Raw genomic sequence first — 20,911 nt, forward strand, 5'->3', positions numbered from 1 at the left:
GGTACACTCGCTTATGGTTCACCCGTAGGTTGTGTCGACGACGCAGCATGACTTGGATTCGCCGGTATCCGTACGTGGGGAATTCTTCGCACAGTTTCCGAATCCACGGTTTGACCAGAGCGTCCTTATCCACAGGAGGCCTTTTCGGCTTTGGCACAGGCGGCTTCAGCAAGCTGTAACAGTACGTCCGGTTCAGCCCTAACGCTTTTGCAATCACGGGGACCGGAAAGCCTTCTTTGGCGAGCTGACAGACCAAAGAACGGCTATTTACTTCCGGCCCCAATTCGATTTTTTCGTAACACATCCACCTGCATCGTAAGTTCACCGATCTTAGCCCGAGCCTCCTGCAACTCCTTCTCCAGCTCCTGCTCCCTCGTAGAGGGTCCAGACTGAAGTCCAGCCCGTCCACCAGCCAGGAACGCTTCACGCCACCTGTAATACAGACTCTGGGCTACGCCATGCCGCCGACAAACCTCGCTGATGTTCGCACCGGGCATCATGCCCTCGAGCACGATGTTCATCTTTTCGTCCACTGTCCACTTACGTCCCGGCATCACAAACACCTCTACTTCATCTTAACCCATCCCTTCTGTCTGGGTTGACTCTGGGGCAAGTATACATAAACCAGTTCGGATGGCATGTAATGATGGTGCAGCTGCTTATGGTCTCTCCATCTGATCCTCGCCACGTGTCCTACAAATCAGCAAATGCAAATACCTCGCGCTTCTCCTGGGATAAAAGGGTATGTCTATCTGAACGAAGGCTTGAGAAATTGGTGGTGCGTCATCAGGTTATAACACGTGTTCAAATTAGTGACATAATTTTTTGGAGTCAGCACTGAGAAATGAAGCAAACTATGCCAGGTATGAGTTATAATCCAAATAGAACTAATTTAGGATTTATTGGTGGAGGCATTCGCATGGCCTCGTTTGCAAGTATCCTGCGTTCTCTTCGAGAAGAGAAGAGGCTGAAACAGTCAGATCTCGCAGGCTCAAAATTATCGCGAACTTCCATCAGCTTGTATGAAAGTGGTCGCAAAACACCTTCTTATGACGCTTTGCAGTATATTGCCTCGCGATTAGGTGTCTCGGTAGATGTGTTCTTTGATGGCGGCAATTCGGTGGTACAAAACACCGTGATAACCTTACTCCAGCAGGCAGAGAAGGCGGAGAAGAGAGGCGATTGGCACGATGCAGTGAACATGTGGGAAGCCGCCTCTGCGTTGTGTGGAACATACCATTTGAAGAGTTGGCAATTCTACGCCCATTGGCACCACGGTCTTGCGCTTACGCGCATTGGCTTCTGGGAAGAAGCTATTGAAATATTATTGCCCCTTCTGATAGATCCGTCATTTCATGAGAATCCGGATGTCTCATACGAGATCCTTCGCGGATTAGGTATGAGCACAAGAAACATGGGGCAAGTGAATCAGTCCATCTTATTTTTCCGACTTGCGTTACATCTGTTAGGGCCAACAGATCACAGATGGATTAGCACGCAGATAAATTTAGCCACCAATCATGGACTCCTCGGTGATTACGAATCAGCATCCCGCACCTATAAACTTGCCATAGATACTGCAAAAGAACTGGGGGAAGGTCTTCTTGAAGCATGGGCACTGATTGGCTGGACCACCGCACAACTTCATACAGGAAAAACCGAGAATTGCGCAGAAGCTTTGGAACGCGCCGAGCGCCTTGGAGCCATTACGTTTTCTGATGATGTTCTTTATTCTGTGAGGCACAACCGTCTCGTGCTGCGGCGACTCAGTGGGGAATGGGAGCAGTTCGAGCGGGATTACTCCAAGCTCATAAAAGATGTCCCCAATGATGAGTGGAAGGCGCAGCTTCTTGAAGAAAAGATCATCTATGAAACGCAACGTGAAAACTGGCAACAAGCGGATGCAGGAATCAGAGAAGCCCTCAACTTGTCTGTCACTGCGCCAGTGCGCGCCCGAGTGCTGATTGCTGCCGGGAAAAGTTACGCTGAACGGAAGATGCTAGACAAAGCAAAGACGCTCTTGTTGCAGGCGCTGGAAATTATGAGAACCACAGCCAACCGAGAGGTTAATGATTTATATGCATATATTGAATCACTGAGGTAAGCAGGAAAATATCAAACAAAAGGGAGGAAAGCCCAGTGATCAGGCGGATTCTCGTTGTTGGTTGCATTTTAGGCGCGTTTCTCACAACATTCGCATCTGACCCAGCAAGTGGTGTAACTCCGCCGGTTTTATCACCGTCACAGGGTTCTTCATCTTGATTGCACTGGGGCCGGCGAGGGGCGAGATGGTCCTTCGCAGGCCCCGGAGCAGGCCAATCTCCCACGTCGGTAACACTGACATTCACTTCTTCGCAAATAGCCCCGAACACTTCGTAAAGACCACGCAAACATCTCCCTCACATGTTAGCCAAAAATCCATTTGTGCAGAAATATGGTCTGTGAGGAATAGCAGCGGGCATCGGCATATTCCATCTTCTGTAACAAATACAAACATGCGTTCAAATGAGTAACGTGAGTAAGATTTGTCTACCTTGATATATTTGTATTTTTATAAAGACAAGCAATCAAAAAGTTTGTTTAGTCGTTTCAATCTCGTTTGCAACAAAGCATCCCATAAGTGAAGGGTTTTGATCCTGTGAACAAGCTTCTGACGAAAACAGACGCCGTCAAACTTCCGACGCGACTTGGGCAGTTCTCTATGTTGGCTTACTACGATGCTTTCCATCCAGATGCAGAGCCGACAGTGGTTCTTTTGAAAGGAAATGTTCATAACCGTTCTGACGTCCTGGTACGCTTTCACTCCGAATGCCTTACAGGAGAGGTGTTCGGATCCCTAAGATGCGACTGTGGTGAACAGTTGGAAAAGGCAATGAGGATGATCGGGGAAAGTCGAATGGGCATCATTATCTATCTCAGGCAGGAAGGCCGAGGGATCGGATTGGTCAACAAATTGCGAGCTTACCATCTGCAAGACATGGGCTACGATACGGTAACCGCGAACGAAAAATTGGAACTGCCCATTGACAATCGTGATTACACACTCTGCAGGTTCATTCTTGATGATTTAAGGGTACATTCGATCCGGATTATGACCAACAACCCCGATAAAGTCAGGCAGGCAACGGAACTCGGGATCAACGTCAGCGGTGTAGTTCCATTAGAGGTGGAACCTCATCCCGAAAATCTGAAGTACCTCAGCACAAAGAAACGGAAGATGGGTCACTTGCTCACTTGCGTATGACGTGTGGCCAAAGAAAGGGGGTGAACTGGCATATGGACATGCTGCCACGAGAGTTTGACCCGGAAGTATTCCCCGTCATGTACGACATTTACGAAGAGATAAAGCACCTATCGCTGGCACAGGCCCGTGAAAAACTGCGTGAGGAGTTTTCAGAAGGCTGGGTAGAAGAAGTAACAGAGGCGCTGGGACGAGATTATCTCAAGGAGCATCGCCCATCCTGGTACCTTATCTTCAAAGTGGCCGGAAACGGGGATATTGGACGCGATGAAATGTCGGAAATAGTAGAGAAACACATGTCGGAAGAACATGCCAAGATGGACTTAGGGCAGACTGTCACTGTCGGAGATCAACAACTCAGGGTTACTGCACCGCAAACAGTCAGTGTCAATGACTTCTTTGAGCAGTTAGGAAAGTGCTACGAGAGTATGCTCCGCATTGGACGAGCAATGAAAGCGAACGACCGTGCTGCTCTTTGAAAGGAGGTGAGCAACATGCAGGAGCGCATTCGTCACCAGATGCGGGATGCCGTCATTCTGGCTGGATGTGACATCACCATTCTCATGGCATATGGTGCGCGTCCGGCGTACATGCTTGCTACGGCATGCCTGGAAACCCTGAACGCGGTGGAGGCGAACCTGGTGAAAGAGGCTGTCTTGACCGCTTAATGTTCAGCCAGGAGTAGCCGGACACTTACGCGGTGGGGAAGAGAGGAGCTGTGGCGTGTGGCTCATACAATGGAGACCACAGAAGCCGCGGCTCCTTTCTACAAATAGGACAAGGAGTGAGACCATGCATAAGGGACCAATTACCGCCGTTGTAGTATCTCACGATGACAAGTATGTCTATACGGCCGGCTATGACAAGTGCATCTACGAGTGGGACCGTAAAACGCTAAAATCGAGACTACTCGGTACACACGACCATCTGGTAAACGGTCTTTGCCTTTCACATAATGGTCGGTATTTGGCGAGTTGTTCTTCGGACTACACCATCAACGTTTACGACCTGCTAGAAAACCGACTCGTAAGGACGTTTCGCGGGCATGCGGATGATGTGGAGGCCGTAACATTCGGCTTGGATGATACGGTGCTGATTTCCGCCTCGCGAGATACCCGGTGCCTGGTCTGGGACTTCAAAACGGGTGCGATTTTGGTGGACTTCCGGTGTCACAAGCGAGACGTGCTTTCAGTGTGGGCCTTCCGGGATCGGGTGTTCTCAGCGGGAGATGACGGTCATATATTCTCGTGGAATATACTTACCGGAGAGGTAAATAAAGAGAAAGGTCCGTTTGAATTTGAACTGGACACGATATCGGGGTGTGAAGCCAACAACTTGTTTGCTGTGGGAGCCGACGATGGAAGCGTCATCGTGTACGAAGCAGATACCCTAGAACTGCTGCACATTCTTCACCCGCATAACCAAGGGGTGAAGCGAATCAAATTCTCCCCAACAGGCGAATATCTTCTGACTGCGGGTTACGACCACTTCATCCGAATATGGGACACGCAAACCTGGAGCCTGCAGCAAACTCTTGCTCCATGTGTACACCAATGGGAAAGGTCACTCGTCTGGTCTCATGATGAGCAGACCATCTTCGGAGCCAGTTTTGGGGTGCGGTATTGTGAGTGGTCGGTATCGACTGGAGAGTACCTTGGCAACGAGGAACGCTTGTCAACACCTTCAATCAATGATTTAGCAGTCTCTATGAACGGAGATATTGCGACGGCATCGGACGATGGAAAATTTCGAGTCAACGGGGAGGAAATAAGCCCCAGCACGGGGACGCTGACCAATGCGGTAGGGATTTCGCGAGATGGAAGGTACATCGCCTGGGGAGATCATGCTGGACGCTTGCACATTGTCGACAGGTCACTTGGAAAACCGGTCACAATGGAGTTGAATTCCGGTCCCGTCAATTCGGTATTCTTCTGCAGAGACGACGCCATGTTCTATGTCGGAACATATGGTGGCTACATCCACGTGGTCAATCCATCGGAAGGTAAGACAGGTCCGGAGCATTCCATGAAAGTCCACTCCGGAGCGGTCAAGGCGGTACATGCGGCAGGGAATGTGGTCGTTTCGGTGGCAGCGGACATGACGATATACGTATCCGAGAAGCCAACCCTTAAGCGCATCAAGGAATTTATTGGGCCAACTGCAATCGTCAATGATGTCGCGTTGGATTTGGAGAATAACCAGCTTGTGACCGTGAGCAGAGACCGGGTCGTGCGCTTATACGAGATTTCATCCGGAGCGATCATAGCGCAGCACAATAGGCACCGTTATTCCGTAAAATCAGTGGCCTTATTGGAAGATGGAACTATCGCCAGTGGTGATTATTGGGGTTACGTAGTCATCTGGGATCCCCGGAAGGACACAATGGTGGAATGCGGCCGGGTGGCACAAAACGGGATCAGTGCGCTGCGGCCGTATAAGCATGGCTTTTTCGCAAGCTCGTACGATGGAGGTGTGTACGAAATTTCTCCATCCGGGAATCACCGGGAGCGCTACCGATTGTTCACACAAGAACCCACTGTAGTGGTCTGAAAGAGTTAATTGGAAGTACGCGTGGACGATGAGCTGCCGCACCGTAAAATAGAAAGGAATGGTGAAGATGTATAATGATGATGGACTTGCGTTTGGAACTTTTTGTAGATGACGTGCAATCGTCGACACAATTCTATCAGGACGTGCTCGGGTTTGAATTGGGAAACAACCGATCCAGACAGTACACAGTAGTGCACCAAGGAAACGTTCACCTTGGGTTAACGCCGATATCATCTCTACCGGAGGCGCATCCACTAAGGCGAAAATATCCGAAAGAACGACTTGGCATCGGGGTGGAAATTGTCTTTGAAACTGACGATTTTGAGAAGATGTATAACATGGTGTTGCAGAGCGGATACGCGCTCATTGAGCCACTTACACAGCGCCCATGGGGAGCAGTGGACTTTCGCGTGACAGATCCCGATGGATATTATGTTCGCATTACATCAAGGGATGCGGTGTCGGAGGGTATCGCGAACCAGACTAGGGACAACAACCTATAGCGGCATCCAGAATGCCCAGGAGGGATTCTCATGGAGAAGGCAGCCTTGTGGAGCAACCCAGACTTCAGATGGTTGTTGATAGGACAAACCGTGTCGCAGTTCGGTTCGTCCGTAACGGGATTTGCCATGCCATGGTTAATTTTGCAGCTCACTGGGTCTGCTCTCCAGATGGGGGTGGGATTTGCCGTTGGGTTTCTGCCGTACCTGCTGCTCTCACTGCCTGCTGGTGTATGGGCTGATCAGTACAATCGTAAACACATCATGGTAATGGCAGACCTGGCTCGCGGCATTCTAACGTTGGTAGTGCCGATCACGCACTGGTTGGGGCGAGTATCCGTTGTAGAGATTTACGTTGTGATGGCCCTCATTAGTGTGTTTAATGCCCTTTTTGACGCCAGTTCTGTATCATGTGTTCCGAACATTGTTGAGAAGTATCAGGTGCGGCAGGCGAATTCAGCCATGCAAGCCGGGACTTCGGCAAGCCAGGTGGTGGGGCCCGTGCTTGCAGGCATCGCAGTTACGGTCATGGGTGCGCCGAATACGATGATTGCGGATGCGGTATCGTACTTCGTTTCGGCGGCCACTCTGATTGTCATGAAACGAGCATTTTCGACCGGCGCGAGAAAGGCTCAGGCTGGTTTAATGCAGCAAATCGCCGAAGGTTTGCAATATGTATGGACAACGGATTTGATACGGATGATGGCCTTGTTTGCATTTGGAGTGAATCTTGGGGGTTCTGCTGCCCGCTCGCTGCTGCTGTATCGTCTCCAACATGATTTGCACGTCAGCGCGTATTGGTCTGGGCTTGTAATGACAGGGGGGAGTGTTGGGACAATCCTCGGTTCGGTGGTTTCAGCGGTTGTAGCCACTCGGTTTCGCATGGGACTTATTCTGATGGTGTCGCTATTTTTCCTATCTGTTCCCGATTTCATTATCGCATGGACGACAGTCCCCTCATTGATAGGTGTCGCGAACGTCATTTACGGAATCGCTGCGGTGATGTGGAATATCCAATCGATGTCATTCCGGCAATCAATCATACCAGACGAAATGTTGGGCCGGGTAAGTAGCAGCACGAGAATCATAGTGTGGGGGGCCAACCCCATAGGAAATACTCTTGGAGGAATCGCAGGTCAGTGGTTCGGGGCACCAGCGGTGTTTGTTGCTGCTAGTACATTGCGGCTCATAATTTGGTTGGCCGGCTGGAGAACCAAGTTATATAAGTCAGCAACTGCAGTGGAGTCCATGAAGTCATCCCAAACTCCTGTTGGAAACTGAGTTCGAATTCCTCACTGATGTCGAGCGCAGGCAGCGCCTCCGATGTTTTGATGTCTGCCCACCGTCGAAAGACCCTACTTGATAATCGCCGCCGCGTTGGCCGGAGCCGGGTCGACGATTTCAGGAATAGCGTGGGATACCTCACTACAGCAAGCTGTCCCAAGGGACAGACTTTCACGCGTATGTGCCATCAATGACTTTGGTTCTTATTGCACAATACCCATAGGCGAGATACTGGCAGTGCCATTGGCTAATATTTTCGGCTACCAAACAGTTGCCACGGTCGGAGGATTTATCTTCATCGCCGCCGCACTTCTACAGATTGTACGTTCCGCAATCATCTTGTTGAGCTGACCGGTATGCCTATCCCAGTTGACCAAACCTACGCGCAATTTGTGACTGAGACAACCGCTTTTTTGCGCGACGTTCCAAGTGTTGTCCTGCGAAACGGCGCGGCCTTGTGGAGGCAAGCCTATCTGCGCTATCAAAGAGGACTTGCAGAGCGACCTAAATTCAAACGAAAGAGCGGCGAACAATCGGTTTGGCTTACGTCCGAGGTGTTTTCGTTCCAGCCGGTCGTTGATTTGCAAACGGGCGAGGATCTGCGATACCAACTCATCGTCGGTACCAAGAAGTTTCCCGTCGGCGAGTTGGTTTATTGCGCGCATCGACCGCACGGTATCCCGGCTTCCATTCATATCAAAGTGAGCCATGGACGCTGGTACGTGTCGTTCTCTTGTGACGACGGAACGTGCTCACCGGACGAAGCTGATATCGCCGCCTCAATGCGAACCCTCGAACAAGATGCACTCCTCGAACGGACGCTCGGTCTGGATCGCGGAGTCGCAAAGCCACTAGCCACATCCGATGGCCGCGTATTCGACCTGTTGCCTGTCCAAAAGGCGCGAATCCAAAAGTGTCGCAAGCAAAAGGTCAGGTGGCAGCGCCGTGCCGCAAGGCGGCAGGACGGTTCGCGCAACCAACAGAAAGCCTATGCGAGAGCTTCGCGGTATGACGCCTACGAAACGAACGTTCGCTGGGACTATGCGCACCAGACAAGCCATCGGCTGGTCGCGGATGACCGCTATGAACTCTACGTGTTCGAGGACTTGCTGATCCAGAACATGACGAAACGCCCGAAGCCAAAGCAGGACGCCAAAGGACGCTTTCTTCATAAGCGTAAGACTCCTCACACCTTGTGCTTGTCCGGACTTAGGCGAGAGTAGTCTACACAGCAACAATCAACCCCGCCAGGGAACCCAGCGGGGCGATTTCTCATGCTATCCTTTTTTCCACGTCTCCGGATTCGTTCCGGCAGACGCTCCGACCACGGCAGCAAGTCGTCCATCGCTGCCGGGTCATCTGTTCGGATGTTGGGCAGCCGCTCGAACAGGTACTCCAGGTACAAGTACGGGTCCAGGCCGTTCTCCCTGGCCGTCTCCACCAGGCTGTACGCGATGGAGCTCGCCTTTGCCCCGCGCGGCGTATTCGCAAACAGGAAGTTCTTACGTCCTATCACAAATCGTTTGATGGATCGCTCGCTCCGGTTGTTGTCCAACTCCAGATGGCCGTCCTGCAGGTACACCACCAGCTTCGGCCACGGATTCAGGCAATACGAAATCGCCTTGCCCAAGGCACTCTTGGGCAGTACCTGTCCGCTCTGCTCCTGAAGCCATGCCAAAAACTCGTCAAGCACCGGCCAACTCAGCCTCTGCCGTTCGGTACGACGTTCCTCCGGGGTTGTGTCTTTCAATGCACGTTCGATTTTGAACAGCCGGTTGCAGTACTCAAGCCCAATCCGGGCGGCTGTTGGTTTTTTCCGTTCCGCTGTTGGCAACACCTTGAGTGCCTCGTCAAACTTGCGCCTCGCGTGTGCCCAGCACCCCACCAAGGTGACGCCCTTGATACCGTGGTATCCGCTGTACCCATCCACATGCAGGTACCCCTTAAATCCCTCCAGGAACCTCCTTGGGTGCTCCCTCGAACGGGTCTCCTGATAGTCGAATAGACCCCCATGCCGCCGGGGCGGCACCAGCAGAAGGATGAAAATGGCCTTGTGTTGAATGCATTTCCTTGGTGGCTGGTGAAGGCAGGTCGTCATTGCTTGGTGCCTCGAGCCCGCCGAATAGACTGACTACGACGACCAGGTGCACCACAGAATGTCGCTCTCCCACTCGAGAAGCACGCAGGATAGAATGATCCGTTATGGTCGTTGCACCAGCCCTTCAATTTTACCAGTCATCAGGAAGGATTCGCATGGATGTCGTACATGAACGTTGTTGCGGCCTCGATGTCCACAAGAAGATGGTCGTTGCCTGTGTACTGACACCGGAAACCAAAGAAATTCGTACTTTTTCCACCATGACCGAGGACCTCTTGGAGATGGTTGATTGGCTTCAACAGTATCAATGCACCCATGTTGCGATGGAAAGCACGGCCTCATTCTGGAAGCCGATTTACAATCTTCTGGAATCGGCAGACTTCCAGGTGCTTGTAGTGAACGCCAAGCACATGAAGAACGTTCCTGGCCGTAAGACCGACGTAAAGGATGCTGAGTGGATTGCCAACCTGCTCCGCCATGGGTTGTTGCAAGCCAGTTACATTCCCAACCGTGAGCAGCGGGAATTGCGCGAACTCATTCGTTACCGTCGGAGTCTGATCGACGAACGAGCCAGGGAAGTGAATCGGGTTCAAAAGGTGCTGGAGGGAGCGAACATTAAGCTGTCTTCGGTGGCCAGTCATACGCTTGGCAAGTCCGGACGGGCGATGCTGGAAGCGATGATCAAGGGAGAGAAGAATCCAGAGGTACTTTCCGAGTTGGCAAGGGGTCGCATGAAGACGAAGAAGCCAGAACTACAAAAGGCACTGAACGGGCTGATGGGCGCTCACCAACGGACAATGTTAGCCGCTCAACTGCGCCACATCGATTACCTGGATGAAGAAATTGCCCGACTCGACGAAGAGGTCAGGAAGCGCATGCTCCCTTTTGAAGAAGACCTGGAGTTGGTAGACACAATCCCCGGTGTCGGTCGGCGGACAGCAGAACAGCTCCTTGCTGAAATAGGGACGGACATGAACCAGTTCCCGTCTGCTGCCCATTTGTGCTCATGGGCAGGGCTGGCTCCAGGCAACCATGAGAGTGCGGGGAAACGAAAGTCGGGGAGAACTCGCAAGGGAAACCAAAAACTTAGAGCGGCTTTGGTGGAGGCTGCACGTGCGGCTGCAAGGACAAAAAACACGTATCTCTCAGCTCAGTACCGCCGGATAGCAGCCCGAAGAGGGAAAAACCGTGCAGCAGTTGCAGTGGCCCACAGTATCCTGACCATCGTGTATTCCATGTTGCAGCGCCGGCAGCCCTACATTGAACTCGGACCTACGTACTATGAGCAACGCAAGCGAGATGCGGTTATAAAACAGGCGATCCGAAAGCTGCAGTCACTCGGCATGGAAGTCACCGTGAAACCTGTTGCATAGCAAGGCATCGTTGCATACCGTTTTCTTTCCAAAACCTCCGAATTTGGGGGGTTAGTTCAACATGCCTTCTTTCGGGTGTCCCTGCTCATTGATTTTCAGGATAGCAACGTCTAAGTCAAACGTCCTGCCAGATGTGTGTTTGGATGATTTCGAAATGAACGGCGAGATCACCATGTTTTATGTCCCTCCTGTAGCGAACAATTACGCCAAGAAAGTGCGATGAGCTTCCCGAAATTCACTCCTGACCATTTCCTGCCATAGTATAGTTCTAGAGCCTGTGTCACTTTCCCCACGACCCCCCTTCTATCTCTTAAGCCACTTTCCCCCATGGCAAAAAACTGAGGCGGTTGAATTCCAATAAACACCCGTTCCAATACCCGTTCTGGTCGCCACCCGAGGTAAGGTCGAAGAACACCGCAAATCCTTTGCCACAGCGGCATTTAGCACCCCTTTTGAGCCTATGGAATTGGACTTGACGCCCCCAATTTGTACCCACCAATAGCGAATTTATTGCCATGATTGCGGACAAGCTGCGGATTGAATATAAAGTGGGATAGGATGGTGATCCGACAAAGGATGTGTGGCCCGCTTGGCATCGGCATACACGGAAGTCCGCAAACATTCCGTATGTCGTCCTATGGCTCACCTAAGATTTGGGTGGTGCCGTGGGACTTTTCCATTCTTTTATGTTATAATTCTGTTCTCGGGAACGTTTGATGAATCCTGAGGGTGTCTCTCGTGTTTTCATCAGGTGGCTGACTGTGGGAGAGTAGCGGGTCCGCTATGAATCTACAGAGAAACGAGATGATGACCTACGTTTCTGACCTTCCAAGCTCATCGAAGTTGTAAACCTTTCAACCACACAAAGATTCCGGACATAATCACTTTCTATCAAAAATATCATTTACATACCCGTCGCGGTCGCTCTCCGACCTAGACACCGCTGAAGTGACTTATGGGAGAGGAGTGGAAAAGCGTGGGGGGGGTTCATTCAGAACAGACAGACCGGCAGCGACGAAAAGCGGAACATATCGCGGTGGTCAGGGAGTTGGGCGATAACGCATACGCGAGCACATGGCTTGAGGACGTGAGTCTAATCCCAAACTGTATGCCGGAATTGGCGTGGGACGAAGTCACCCTGGATACAGAGTTATGCGGTATCCCGTTGACTTCTCCAATTATCATCAACGCCATGACCGGGGGAGCTCCCGAATCCTACGAAGTAAACCGACGCTTGGCGTTGGCTGCGCGAAAACACGGGTTGGCGATGGCGGTCGGTTCGGAAACGAGCGCATTGCATAATCCGGAGTTGGCGTACACGTATGAAGTGGTTCGCGAGGTCAATCCAGACGGCGTGGTCATCGCCAACGTTGGCATGGGCACTTCGCTCGCTGCGGCTAAGCAGGCGGTTCAGCTGGTTCAGGCGGACTTGTTGCAGGTTCACTGGAATGTTGCGCAAGAGTTGTTCATGGCCGAGGGTGACAGGGATTTTCGCGGTGCAGAAGACGCTTTGGGCGACGTGGTGGCTGCCCTTGACATTCCAGTGATTGCCAAGGAAGTCGGGCAGGGAATCAGCGCCGAGGAAGCGTTGCGTTTCGCCCAATTAGGTGTGCAAGGAATCGATGTCGGCGGCCTTGGGGGTACCAATTTCATGGCAGTCGAGGCCCATCGACGCGGATGGCAGTTGGCCGCCTCCTGGCAGCAGTGGGGATTGCCGACTGCTGCCAGCCTTTGTGAGGTGGTCGCGACGGTTGGAGAACGCGTGGATGTGGTCGCATCCGGTGGCGTACGCACCGCTCACGATGTTGCTAAATCCTTGGCGCTTGGAGCGGTCGCGGTCGGGATTGCCGGGGAGTTTTTACGTAGAGTTGCAGATCCGGACGAAGACGCAGCACTGAACGCTGTCGAGCAGTATATCGCCGAGCTGCATTGGAGCCTGAAAACCCTGTTGGTCTTGACGGGCTGTCGGAACTGGCGTGAGCTGCGTTCTCGGCCTGCGGTCCTGACAGGCCGCCTGCGAGACTGGTTGTCGGCCCGAGGTTTTGCCGATTTTACCTTACACCTTGCGCGTAGAGGAAGACCGTAGGCGGACGTAGAGGGTAAGAGTCACAGACCCTTGTTCTTCAGAGAGCTTCTTGTCTCATGCCAAACCTGTCAAAAGCGAGGCGAATCGTAGATGGCAAGGCAACCGATAGGCCTGACCATCGACATGGCCAGGTACGTGCTGGGGCAAAGGATGAAAGGTAAACGTCGTTTTCCGATGGTGCTTATGCTTGAACCGACCGAAATGTGTAACCTGACCTGCACGGGATGCGGGAAAATCCGGCAAAGTGAAGAGATTTTGAAGATGCGCCTGACAAAGGACGAGTGTTTGGCGGCGGTGGACGAGTGTGGGGCGCCTGCGGTTTCCATCGCCGGCGGTGAGCCGCTGGTTCATCCGGAAATCGTGGACATTGTCAAAGGGATCCTCGAACGCGGAAAACTGACACTGCTCTGCACCAATGGTATCTTGTTGGGCAGAGTCCTTGACAAGCTCGAACCGAATCCGCGCTTCACGTTTGTGTTTCACCTCGATGGACCGCGCGAGCACCATGACCGTATGGTGGAACGCAAAGGCGTCTTTGATATTGTCATTAAGGGCATTCAGGCGGCGAAACAGCGCGGATTTCGCGTGGCCACGAATACAACGTTATATAAAGGCGCCGATACCAAGGCCATTGGTCAGCTGTTACGCGAATTGACCGATCTTGGTGTGGACAACTGCATCCTCTCGCCGGCCTTTACCTATGAGGAGGTGAACCCGGCCAACAGCGGGATCTTTTTCCGCCGTAAGGAGGCTCAGCAGGCGGTGCGCGAAATCCTCGAGGTCGCAGGGCCCAAGGTCCGCTTCTATAACACACCCATTTTCTTCGATTTTCTGACCGGCAAAAAGACTCTGAAGTGCACGCCGTGGGGCAATCCCACGCGCGATCCGAAAGGCTGGAAGGGGCCTTGTTATCTCCTGACCGATGCTCATTACGAGACGTTTGACGACCTGATGAACCAGACCAACTGGGAGGAGTTCGGGTATGGAGAAAACCCTCGCTGTGCCAGTTGCATGATGCACAGCGGCTATGAGGCGTCGGCCGTCAAAGCCATGTCCCCTATGGACACCTGGCGGGTCATCCGCTGGATGTTCGCCTCATGAGCCACGGGCCCGACGTATCCACGGGTGGAGTTGCCATCCGCCCGGGGACGGACGCGTCACGGGGGGCTCTGTGTATCCTGGTGCTCGCGGCGACACGTTTCGAGGGTCGAGCTTGGGCTCGTCTGCGGATGCATGCATCGGGCCGCGTACACGTGGCCGTGACCGGAATCGGACCGGATCGGGCTTTGCGTGGGGCGCGTAGTGCGATACGAACGTACCAGCCCGATTGGGTGGTGGGCACGGGCCTGTGCGGCGCCTTGACGACGGATGCCATGCGGGGCGAGTTGGCTCTACCGAGTAGGGTCATTGACGCGCAATCCATGGATGGACTCACGGTACAGCCGCTGCCAGGAACCGCGACCGAGGGAGCGATGGTCTCGGTCCCGAAGGTCGCGGCGACACTGGAAGGAAAATCAGCCTTGTACGCCGCCACGGCTGCACGCTGGGTGGATATGGAAAGTTACAGCTGGGGTGTGGCAGCGGCGGAGCAGAACGTGCCGTTCACCGTGGTGAGGGTGGTCTTGGATACCGCCGGCGACGTATTGCCGCACCTTGCTCATCCAAAGACTTGGTGGGCGGTGGCCTCGTTACCCGGACAGGCGCTAGCTGCGAGGAGACGGCTGGCAGAGGTAGGCAGGTGGGTTTTATGCGGGCGTACGTGACGGGAGCGAGTGGATTCATTGGCTACCATGTGGCCCGTCTCTTATCCCAACAAGGATGGCAGGTGCGAGCGTTGGTTCGTTCGCCTGAGGCAGCGGCGCGCCTGACCCCGCTCGGAGTGGAGTTGATTTATGGGGATTTACAGACCGGTCGTGGCCTGGAGTTCATTGACGGGTGCCAAGTGGTCTTTCATGTGGCGGCTCACTATTCGCTCAACCGCCGCGACGGTCCGGTCATGTATCGCGTCAACGTAGACGGCACCGATAAACTGCTTGATGCCTGCCGTAAGGCCAAGGTCGAGCGTATCGTCTACACCAGTTCCACGGCCACCGTCGCACTTCGCCGGGATGGCCAGCCTGCCGATGAAACGGGCTATGCCGACGCAGCATCGGTGGACAGTGACTATAAGAAAAGCAAAATCATCGCCGAACAACGCGTGCGGCAGGCGTGCTCAAAGGGGCTGGATATCGTCATTGTCAACCCTTCGACTCCGGTGGGGCCCGGGGACGTGAAGCCGACGCCGACAGGGAAGATTATCCAAGATATTGTTTGGGGACGCATGCCTGGTTACACGGACACCGGATTGAATCTGGTCGATGTGGAGGACGTGGCCCATGGACACCTACTTGCTCTCTCACGAGGGCAAAGTGGTGAACGGTACATACTGGGCGGGGAGAACTTACACTTTCGCGACCTGGTGGAGCGTACCGCCCGATGCGCGGGAAGGCCTGCGCCACGCCTGCGAATCCCATTGTGGGTGGCGTACACGGCCGCAATTGTCGACGAGTATGTGGTGACGCCCATCGTGGGACGCGGGCCGCGCATACCTCTGGATGGCGTGAAGCTGGCCAGGACACCGATGTACTTTACGGCCGAAAAGGCGAAAAGCCGACTCGGGTTTTCCGCCCGGCCTGTCGATGAGGCGCTGGCGCGCGCGGTGGATTGGTTTCAGCGGGAACTTCCAGCAATCAAGGAAAGGGGGAGTCGTTGATGAGCCTGCCGAAGGCCACGGTAACACACCTAGAGGCAGGGATTGATGCAGCATGCCAGTCTCTGTTGAATCGTCAACACGCCGAAGGATTCTGGTGGGGTCAGCTGGCTTCCAATGTCTGCATGGAATCGGAATACGTGCTGTTGTGCCATTGCCTGAACCGGCGTGACGCAAGACGGGAGCAAAAGATTGAGACCTACCTCTTTAGGCAGCAGAACGGAGACGGAACCTGGTCCATCTATCCGGGTGGTCCGCCGGACCTGAACGCGACGGTGGAGGCTTATGTGGCGCTTAAACTGATAGGCGTGTCGCCGCAGGATGAACGCATGGTCAAGGCGCGCACCTTTGTGATCAGTCAGGGCGGGATTGAACAAACGCGCGTGTTTACCCGTTTGTGGCTGGCTTTGGTGGGAGAGTACCCGTGGGCCGGGCTGCCAGAAATCCCACCTGAAATCATGTATCTTCCGAAATGGATGCCGCTCAACATTTACGATTTCGCCAGTTGGGCCCGCGCTACCATTGTTGCCTTGACCATCGTGATGAATCGACGGCCGGTCTATCCACTTCCGGATGCAGCCCGAATCCCCGAGCTGAGAACGGGATCGACGGAGAGAAGTCGGGGTGAGGGGGTGTTTGCTGCACTTGACCGAGCTATCAAGGCGTATCGCCGGTTTCCCGTTCACCCGCTGCGCCGACAAGCGGAAGAACGTGCCTTAGATTGGATTCTGAAACACCAAGAAGCGGACGGAAACTGGGGCGGGATTCAACCCCCTTGGTTCTACTCCCTAATAGCTTTGCATGTACTCGGACAAGACCGACACCCCGCCTTTGAAAAGGGCTGGCAGGCGCTGGGGAGCTTCGCCGTCGAGGATGGGGAGACGTGGTGGTTTCAAGCGTGCGTTTCACCCGTCTGGGACACCGGTCTCAGCGTGTTGGCGCTACGGGCCGCAGGGGTGGCTCCGGATCACCCAGCCTTGGTGCAGGCCGGCGAATGGCTCTGTAACAAGCAGATTTTCTCGGGAGGCGACTGGCAAGTCCGGCGTCCGCACGCCAAACCGGGGGGCTGGGCGTTTGAGTTCTACAATGACAACTACCCTGACGTGGATGATACGGCGATTGTCGTGCAGGCGCTCAACAGTCTCCGGCTGCCCAATGAGGCTGCCCGCCGCAAGGCCATGACGGCCGGGTTCCGGTGGTTGGTCGCCATGCAGAGTAAAAATGGCGGCTGGGGAGCGTTTGACGCTGACAACACGCGCACGCTGGTAGGTAGGATTCCGTTTTGTGACTTCGGCGAGGTCATCGATCCGCCGAGCGAAGACGTTACGGCGCACGTTCTGGAGTGCTTTGGCAGTTTCGGCTACGACGAAGCCTGGGACGTGATTCAACGCGCGCTGGCCTATTTACGTGGGCAGCAGACGTCGTTCGGCCCTTGGTTTGGCCGCTGGGGCGTCAACTACATCTATGGTACGGGCGCGGTGATTCCTGCCTTAGCTGCTGTCGGGGTCGATGTACGTCAGCCATGGGTGCAGCAGGCGTTGCATTGGTTGGCGGAGCATCAAAATGAAGATGGAGGCTGGGGCGAGGACTGTCGGTCATACGACGACGAGCGGCTGGCCGGCATCGGCGTCAGCACGCCATCTCAGACCGGTTGGGCTCTACTCGCCTTGATTGCCGGCGGTTGGGTAAAGGAGGAGTGCGTCCGGCGCGGGGTCGACTACTTGCTGCGAACACAGCGTCCAGACGGGCGGTGGGATGAGCAGGTGTATACCGGCACGGGCTTTCCTCGCGATTTTTACATCGGTTATGAGATGTACCGAGACGTGTTTCCCCTGATGGCTCTCGGTCGTTATCGGCAGGCTCTATCTCGGCTGGAGGCCTGAAAGATGACTCAGCTTGTGGTCGATCCGGACGCGGGTCGGGCCCCGGACGTGGATACCGCTTTTTCGCTGTGCCGGCGCGTCGTGGAGCATCACTACGAGAACTTTTCGGTAGTCTCGTTATTCGTTCCGGCACGTCTGCGTCCCCATTTTTGCGCGGTCTACGCTTTCTGCCGCGGGGTGGACGATTTGGGGGACGAGTATCCAGGGGACCGCTTGGCAGCGCTCTACGAGTGGGAACGCCAGCTGCGTTTGTGTTACGAAGGCCGGCCGACCCACTACGTATTCCAAGCCTTGCAGGCGAGCATTGAACAGTTCGCGTTGCCGATAGAACCGTTTCTCGACTTGATTGAGGCCAATCGGCTGGATCAGAAACGATTGCAATACCAGACTTGGGAGGAATTGATGGAGTACTGCCGGTATTCGGCAAACCCGGTCGGACGGTTGGTACTGGCCTTATTCGGGTTTACCGATTCGGTCCGACAGGAGCTTTCCGACCAGACCTGCACGGCCCTTCAGGTCGCCAACCACCTGCAGGACCTGGGACGGGATGTGAAGAAAGGACGCATCTATCTGCCCCTCGCGGACATGGCCGAATTTGGGACAGAGGTGAGGGACCTCGAGGCGAATCGAGCCAGTGAGCCGCTCCGGCGCTGTATTCAGAGACAGGTGGAACGAACGTGGGTCATGTTTCAGACCGGGGCCCGGTTGGAGGCCATGGTTCCGTATCGACTGCGCCTACAGCTGCGGATGTACCGGTTGGGCGGACAGGCGGTTTTACACGCGCTGGCGCGGCAGGGTTATGATCCGTTGTCTCGGCGGCCTACGGTATCCGGTAGCCAGAAGCTATCGATCGCGATGCGGGTTTTCTGGGGTCATTGACGCAGCGTCGTCCCGGAGGTGACGGAAAAGTGGATCTCTCGACCGCGTACAAGGAGTGTCACCAAATCGTAAAACAGGTGGGCAGCAGCTTTTATTATGGGATGATGCTTTTGCCGCAGCCGAAACGGGTGGCGCTGTACGCGATTTACGCCTGGAGCCGAATTTGTGATGATGCTGTCGACGAGTTTACGGGGCAGGCTGCACACCAGCGTCTTCAAGAAGCCGAGGCGCTCCTCTATCGGGCGGTACAGCCGTCGTACCTTGAGGATGAACATCCAGTTGTGTCCGCGCTTGGAGAGACCATTCGACGTTATCAGATTCCGCTCGATCCGTTCGAAGACTTGCTGCGCGGCATGCGCATCGACCTAAACCCTGTGGAATTCCGTACTTTCTCTGAACTCGAGCGGTATTGCGAATACGTTGCCGGATCGGTAGGAAGATTATGCGCTTATGTATTCGGGTTTACCGATTCGGACGCTCTTCGGCTTGCCAACCAGATGGGGATTGCGCTCCAGTTGACGAATGTCATGCGCGACTTAAAAGAAGACATTGCGCGCAATCGTGTGTACATACCTACAGAGGACCTGGAGACAGCGGGTTACTCTTTGACGGACTTGCGTAGGTGTCGTAGGACGCCCCAGTTTCGTCGAATGATGGTCCAACAAGTTGAGCGAACACGGGCGTATTACCGACGCGCGGCCGAATTGTTTCCGCTCATTGCATCGGATGCGCGGCGCTGTCTGCAGATGATTTACGCGGTGTACTTCGAACTGTTCAAGGCCATTGAGGCGAATCCGGAGATTGTGTTGCAACAGCGGGTGAGCCTATCAAGGACGAAAAAAATCCACCTCATATGGGATGCGCTATGGCAGAAACAAATCGGTTAGCTCCTCGCAGAATTCTTGTGATTGGTGCGGGGTGGGCCGGACTGGCTGCGGCGCTAGAGCTCACCCGCACCTGCGCGAGTGCGGAGGTTCATCTCTACGAGCGCCGTGCTCATCCCGGGGGGCGGGCGTTTTCCTTCGTGCACGCAAAGACCGGAATGATGGTCGATAACGGGCAGCACGTCCTGTTGGGGTGTTGTACAGACTTTATGCACTGTCTGCAGGAAATTGGCCAGGAGGCGGCGGTTCGGTTTCAACCGCTGTTGTCGATTCCTGTCTTTTATCAGGGACGGTGGCAGAATCTCGAGAGCCGTCGGCTGCCGGGGCCGCTGCATTTACTGCCCTCGATTCTACGCTACAGACACCTGTCTGTGGGCGCGCGTTGGCGGGCACTCCGCGCGGCTCTGGCCGTGCTCACGACCGACGTAAGGCGAATGGACGGGCAGTCGTTTGCGTCCTGGTTGTCCGAACATCAGCAAAGTCAAGACGCGGTGGAATGCCTATGGGATTTGATTGGCGTCGCCGTTCTCAACGGACAGGCACACCGCGTGAGCGCAGGACTTGCCGTGCAGGCCTTGCGCATGGGGGTGGTGACCGGATGGAAGTCGGCGAGGTTGGGGTACTTTTGCCGTCCCCTCAGCGAACTGGCTGAATCCGCGGTGCAAGTGTTGCTCAAGCGGGGCGTGAAGGTTCATTTCGGAACCCCGATTCATCGCCTCGCCATCGACAAAGGCGTGATTGTTGGGGGGCATACGAACGACGGTGAGTTTATCCCGGCGGATGCGGTTATCACGGCGGTGCCGCACGATGTGTTGCCTCGCTTGCTCCCCGGTGAACCGCATTTACCCCAGCTTGCACAGGTGGCGAGTGTTCCTTGGAGTCCCATTTTGAACGTCTATCTTCTGTATGACCGCCCGGTCATGCAGGGCGATGTGGCTGTGGCGCCAGGCGCGGTGGCCCCGTTTGTCTTCAATCGGGGACGCATCCAGGGCTTGCCAGAATGGGATGGTCGTTTCTTGTCTGTCTCTATCAGCGCGGCCGACGACTTGCGGCAAGAGCGGCCCGAACACCTGGTGGCGCTGGCGGATGAAAATGTGCGACAAATGTTTGCACGAAGGTCAGGCGGGGCCAAACTGACGGCCTCGGCGCCGATATGGCAGTCCCAAGCTACCTTTCTCGCGGAACCGGGTTTTGGGGTTCGGAGACTGGATTGCTGTGGGCTGTTACCGGGTTTATACGTCGCGGGCGACTGGACCGACACAGGCTGGCCCGCGTGTTTGGAAGGGGCGGTCCGCAGTGGTTTTACGGCGGCACGCGCAGCCGTCGATTCAATGTTGATTCAAGAGAACAAGCGTATCGTATAAACCAACCAAACGGCATTTCT

19 protein-coding genes and 1 pseudogene are annotated in these 20,911 nt (G+C 54.6%); 17 read left to right on the forward strand and 3 right to left on the reverse strand.

Features of this window, described 5'->3' with window-relative positions:
- A partial coding sequence (locus tag H522_RS18295; RefSeq protein ID WP_162143493.1) for an IS3 family transposase occupies positions 1 to 217 on the reverse strand: 217 nt, incomplete at its 3' end.
- A gap of 46 nt (positions 218 to 263) precedes the next feature.
- Complete coding sequence (locus H522_RS18300; RefSeq protein WP_081411978.1) at positions 264 to 554, reverse strand: transposase; 291 nt, start codon at positions 552 to 554, stop codon at positions 264 to 266.
- Positions 555 to 919: 365 nt separating this feature from the next.
- On the opposite strand from H522_RS18300, the gene H522_RS18305 reads away from it, so the two are divergent.
- The 8 genes from H522_RS18305 to H522_RS0107970 all read left to right on the forward strand — a co-directional run bounded on the left by H522_RS18305 (position 920) and on the right by H522_RS0107970 (position 8,798).
- Positions 920 to 2,104: a helix-turn-helix domain-containing protein gene (locus tag H522_RS18305; RefSeq protein ID WP_051344051.1), complete on the forward strand. Its 1,185-nt coding sequence runs from the start codon at positions 920 to 922 to the stop codon at positions 2,102 to 2,104.
- Positions 2,105 to 2,638: 534 nt separating this feature from the next.
- Positions 2,639 to 3,244 carry a GTP cyclohydrolase II gene (gene ribA / locus H522_RS0107940; RefSeq protein ID WP_051344052.1) on the forward strand — a complete coding sequence of 202 codons (606 nt, stop codon included), beginning with the start codon at positions 2,639 to 2,641 and terminating at the stop codon, positions 3,242 to 3,244.
- Positions 3,245 to 3,276: 32 nt separating this feature from the next.
- Positions 3,277 to 3,720, forward strand: coding sequence for a hypothetical protein (locus tag H522_RS0107945; protein ID WP_026961913.1), 444 nt, complete (start codon positions 3,277 to 3,279; stop codon positions 3,718 to 3,720).
- 15 nt (positions 3,721 to 3,735) lie between these two features.
- Positions 3,736 to 3,909, forward strand: coding sequence for a hypothetical protein (locus H522_RS21480; RefSeq protein WP_155836277.1), 174 nt, complete (start codon positions 3,736 to 3,738; stop codon positions 3,907 to 3,909).
- Positions 3,910 to 4,033: 124 nt separating this feature from the next.
- Positions 4,034 to 5,791 (forward strand): WD40 repeat domain-containing protein, encoded by a 1,758-nt coding sequence (locus tag H522_RS0107955; protein ID WP_026961914.1) that lies wholly within the window; start codon positions 4,034 to 4,036, stop codon positions 5,789 to 5,791.
- Positions 5,792 to 5,868: 77 nt separating this feature from the next.
- On the forward strand, positions 5,869 to 6,294 hold the full coding sequence (locus tag H522_RS18310; RefSeq protein ID WP_162143494.1) for a VOC family protein: 426 nt from the start codon (positions 5,869 to 5,871) through the stop codon (positions 6,292 to 6,294).
- A 30-nt stretch (positions 6,295 to 6,324) separates the two neighbouring features.
- On the forward strand, positions 6,325 to 7,572 hold the full coding sequence (locus H522_RS0107965; protein ID WP_026961915.1) for an MFS transporter: 1,248 nt from the start codon (positions 6,325 to 6,327) through the stop codon (positions 7,570 to 7,572).
- A 359-nt stretch (positions 7,573 to 7,931) separates the two neighbouring features.
- Complete coding sequence (locus tag H522_RS0107970; protein ID WP_026961916.1) at positions 7,932 to 8,798, forward strand: transposase; 867 nt, start codon at positions 7,932 to 7,934, stop codon at positions 8,796 to 8,798.
- Between the two features lie 62 nt (positions 8,799 to 8,860).
- On the opposite strand, the pseudogene tnpC reads toward H522_RS0107970, so the two are convergent.
- Positions 8,861 to 9,580 (reverse strand): annotated as a pseudogene (gene tnpC / locus H522_RS18315) (IS66 family transposase); the annotation flags it as partial.
- A gap of 248 nt (positions 9,581 to 9,828) precedes the next feature.
- Between tnpC and H522_RS0107980 the strand changes: the two are divergent.
- The 9 genes from H522_RS0107980 (at position 9,829) to hpnE (ending at position 20,891) form a co-directional block, all read left to right on the forward strand.
- Positions 9,829 to 11,046, forward strand: a complete 1,218-nt coding sequence (locus H522_RS0107980) for an IS110 family RNA-guided transposase (RefSeq protein ID WP_026961917.1) — start codon at positions 9,829 to 9,831, stop codon at positions 11,044 to 11,046.
- 976 nt (positions 11,047 to 12,022) lie between these two features.
- The gene (gene fni / locus H522_RS0107990; RefSeq protein ID WP_026961918.1) at positions 12,023 to 13,132 is read left to right on the forward strand and encodes a type 2 isopentenyl-diphosphate Delta-isomerase; all 1,110 of its coding nucleotides are present in this window, start codon (positions 12,023 to 12,025) and stop codon (positions 13,130 to 13,132) included.
- Between the two features lie 90 nt (positions 13,133 to 13,222).
- A complete protein-coding gene (hpnH, locus tag H522_RS0107995; RefSeq protein ID WP_026961919.1) occupies positions 13,223 to 14,233 on the forward strand; it encodes an adenosyl-hopene transferase HpnH in 1,011 nt (336 codons plus the stop codon).
- Positions 14,230 to 14,895 (forward strand): phosphorylase family protein, encoded by a 666-nt coding sequence (locus H522_RS0108000; protein ID WP_026961920.1) that lies wholly within the window; start codon positions 14,230 to 14,232, stop codon positions 14,893 to 14,895. The genes hpnH and H522_RS0108000 overlap by 4 nt, the downstream gene beginning before the upstream one ends.
- Entirely contained in the window at positions 14,880 to 15,884 is a 1,005-nt protein-coding gene (gene hpnA, locus H522_RS18320) for a hopanoid-associated sugar epimerase (RefSeq protein WP_035453130.1), read from the forward strand. Before H522_RS0108000 ends, hpnA begins: the two co-directional genes overlap by 16 nt.
- The gene (shc, locus tag H522_RS0108010) at positions 15,884 to 17,764 is read left to right on the forward strand and encodes a squalene--hopene cyclase (protein WP_051344055.1); all 1,881 of its coding nucleotides are present in this window, start codon (positions 15,884 to 15,886) and stop codon (positions 17,762 to 17,764) included. Before hpnA ends, shc begins: the two co-directional genes overlap by 1 nt.
- A gap of 3 nt (positions 17,765 to 17,767) precedes the next feature.
- Entirely contained in the window at positions 17,768 to 18,643 is an 876-nt protein-coding gene (hpnC, locus tag H522_RS0108015) for a squalene synthase HpnC (protein ID WP_051344056.1), read from the forward strand.
- A 29-nt stretch (positions 18,644 to 18,672) separates the two neighbouring features.
- Positions 18,673 to 19,530 carry a phytoene/squalene synthase family protein gene (locus H522_RS0108020; RefSeq protein ID WP_026961923.1) on the forward strand — a complete coding sequence of 286 codons (858 nt, stop codon included), beginning with the start codon at positions 18,673 to 18,675 and terminating at the stop codon, positions 19,528 to 19,530.
- The gene (gene hpnE / locus H522_RS0108025) at positions 19,509 to 20,891 is read left to right on the forward strand and encodes a hydroxysqualene dehydroxylase HpnE (RefSeq protein WP_026961924.1); all 1,383 of its coding nucleotides are present in this window, start codon (positions 19,509 to 19,511) and stop codon (positions 20,889 to 20,891) included. Before H522_RS0108020 ends, hpnE begins: the two co-directional genes overlap by 22 nt.
- Positions 20,892 to 20,911: the final 20 nt, after the last annotated feature.

Origin of the sequence: Alicyclobacillus herbarius DSM 13609, assembly GCF_000430585.1 — a bacterium.
Classification (GTDB): domain Bacteria; phylum Bacillota; class Bacilli; order Alicyclobacillales; family Alicyclobacillaceae; genus Alicyclobacillus_G; species Alicyclobacillus_G herbarius.

Coding starts and splice junctions, on each gene's coding strand:
- H522_RS0108000 (WP_026961920.1), top strand. CDS start 14,230: ATGAGCCACGGGCCCGACGTATCCACGGGTGGAGTTGCCATCCGCCCG.
- hpnE (WP_026961924.1), top strand. CDS start 19,509: ATGGCAGAAACAAATCGGTTAGCTCCTCGCAGAATTCTTGTGATTGGT.
- H522_RS18310 (WP_162143494.1), top strand. CDS start 5,869: ATGATGGACTTGCGTTTGGAACTTTTTGTAGATGACGTGCAATCGTCG.
- H522_RS18300 (WP_081411978.1), bottom strand. CDS start 554: ATGCCGGGACGTAAGTGGACAGTGGACGAAAAGATGAACATCGTGCTC.
- hpnC (WP_051344056.1), top strand. CDS start 17,768: ATGACTCAGCTTGTGGTCGATCCGGACGCGGGTCGGGCCCCGGACGTG.
- H522_RS18305 (WP_051344051.1), top strand. CDS start 920: ATGGCCTCGTTTGCAAGTATCCTGCGTTCTCTTCGAGAAGAGAAGAGG.
- hpnH (WP_026961919.1), top strand. CDS start 13,223: ATGGCAAGGCAACCGATAGGCCTGACCATCGACATGGCCAGGTACGTG.
- H522_RS0107955 (WP_026961914.1), top strand. CDS start 4,034: ATGCATAAGGGACCAATTACCGCCGTTGTAGTATCTCACGATGACAAG.
- H522_RS0107945 (WP_026961913.1), top strand. CDS start 3,277: ATGGACATGCTGCCACGAGAGTTTGACCCGGAAGTATTCCCCGTCATG.
- hpnA (WP_035453130.1), top strand. CDS start 14,880: ATGCGGGCGTACGTGACGGGAGCGAGTGGATTCATTGGCTACCATGTG.
- H522_RS0107965 (WP_026961915.1), top strand. CDS start 6,325: ATGGAGAAGGCAGCCTTGTGGAGCAACCCAGACTTCAGATGGTTGTTG.
- shc (WP_051344055.1), top strand. CDS start 15,884: ATGAGCCTGCCGAAGGCCACGGTAACACACCTAGAGGCAGGGATTGAT.
- H522_RS21480 (WP_155836277.1), top strand. CDS start 3,736: ATGCAGGAGCGCATTCGTCACCAGATGCGGGATGCCGTCATTCTGGCT.
- H522_RS0107980 (WP_026961917.1), top strand. CDS start 9,829: ATGGATGTCGTACATGAACGTTGTTGCGGCCTCGATGTCCACAAGAAG.
- H522_RS0107970 (WP_026961916.1), top strand. CDS start 7,932: ATGCCTATCCCAGTTGACCAAACCTACGCGCAATTTGTGACTGAGACA.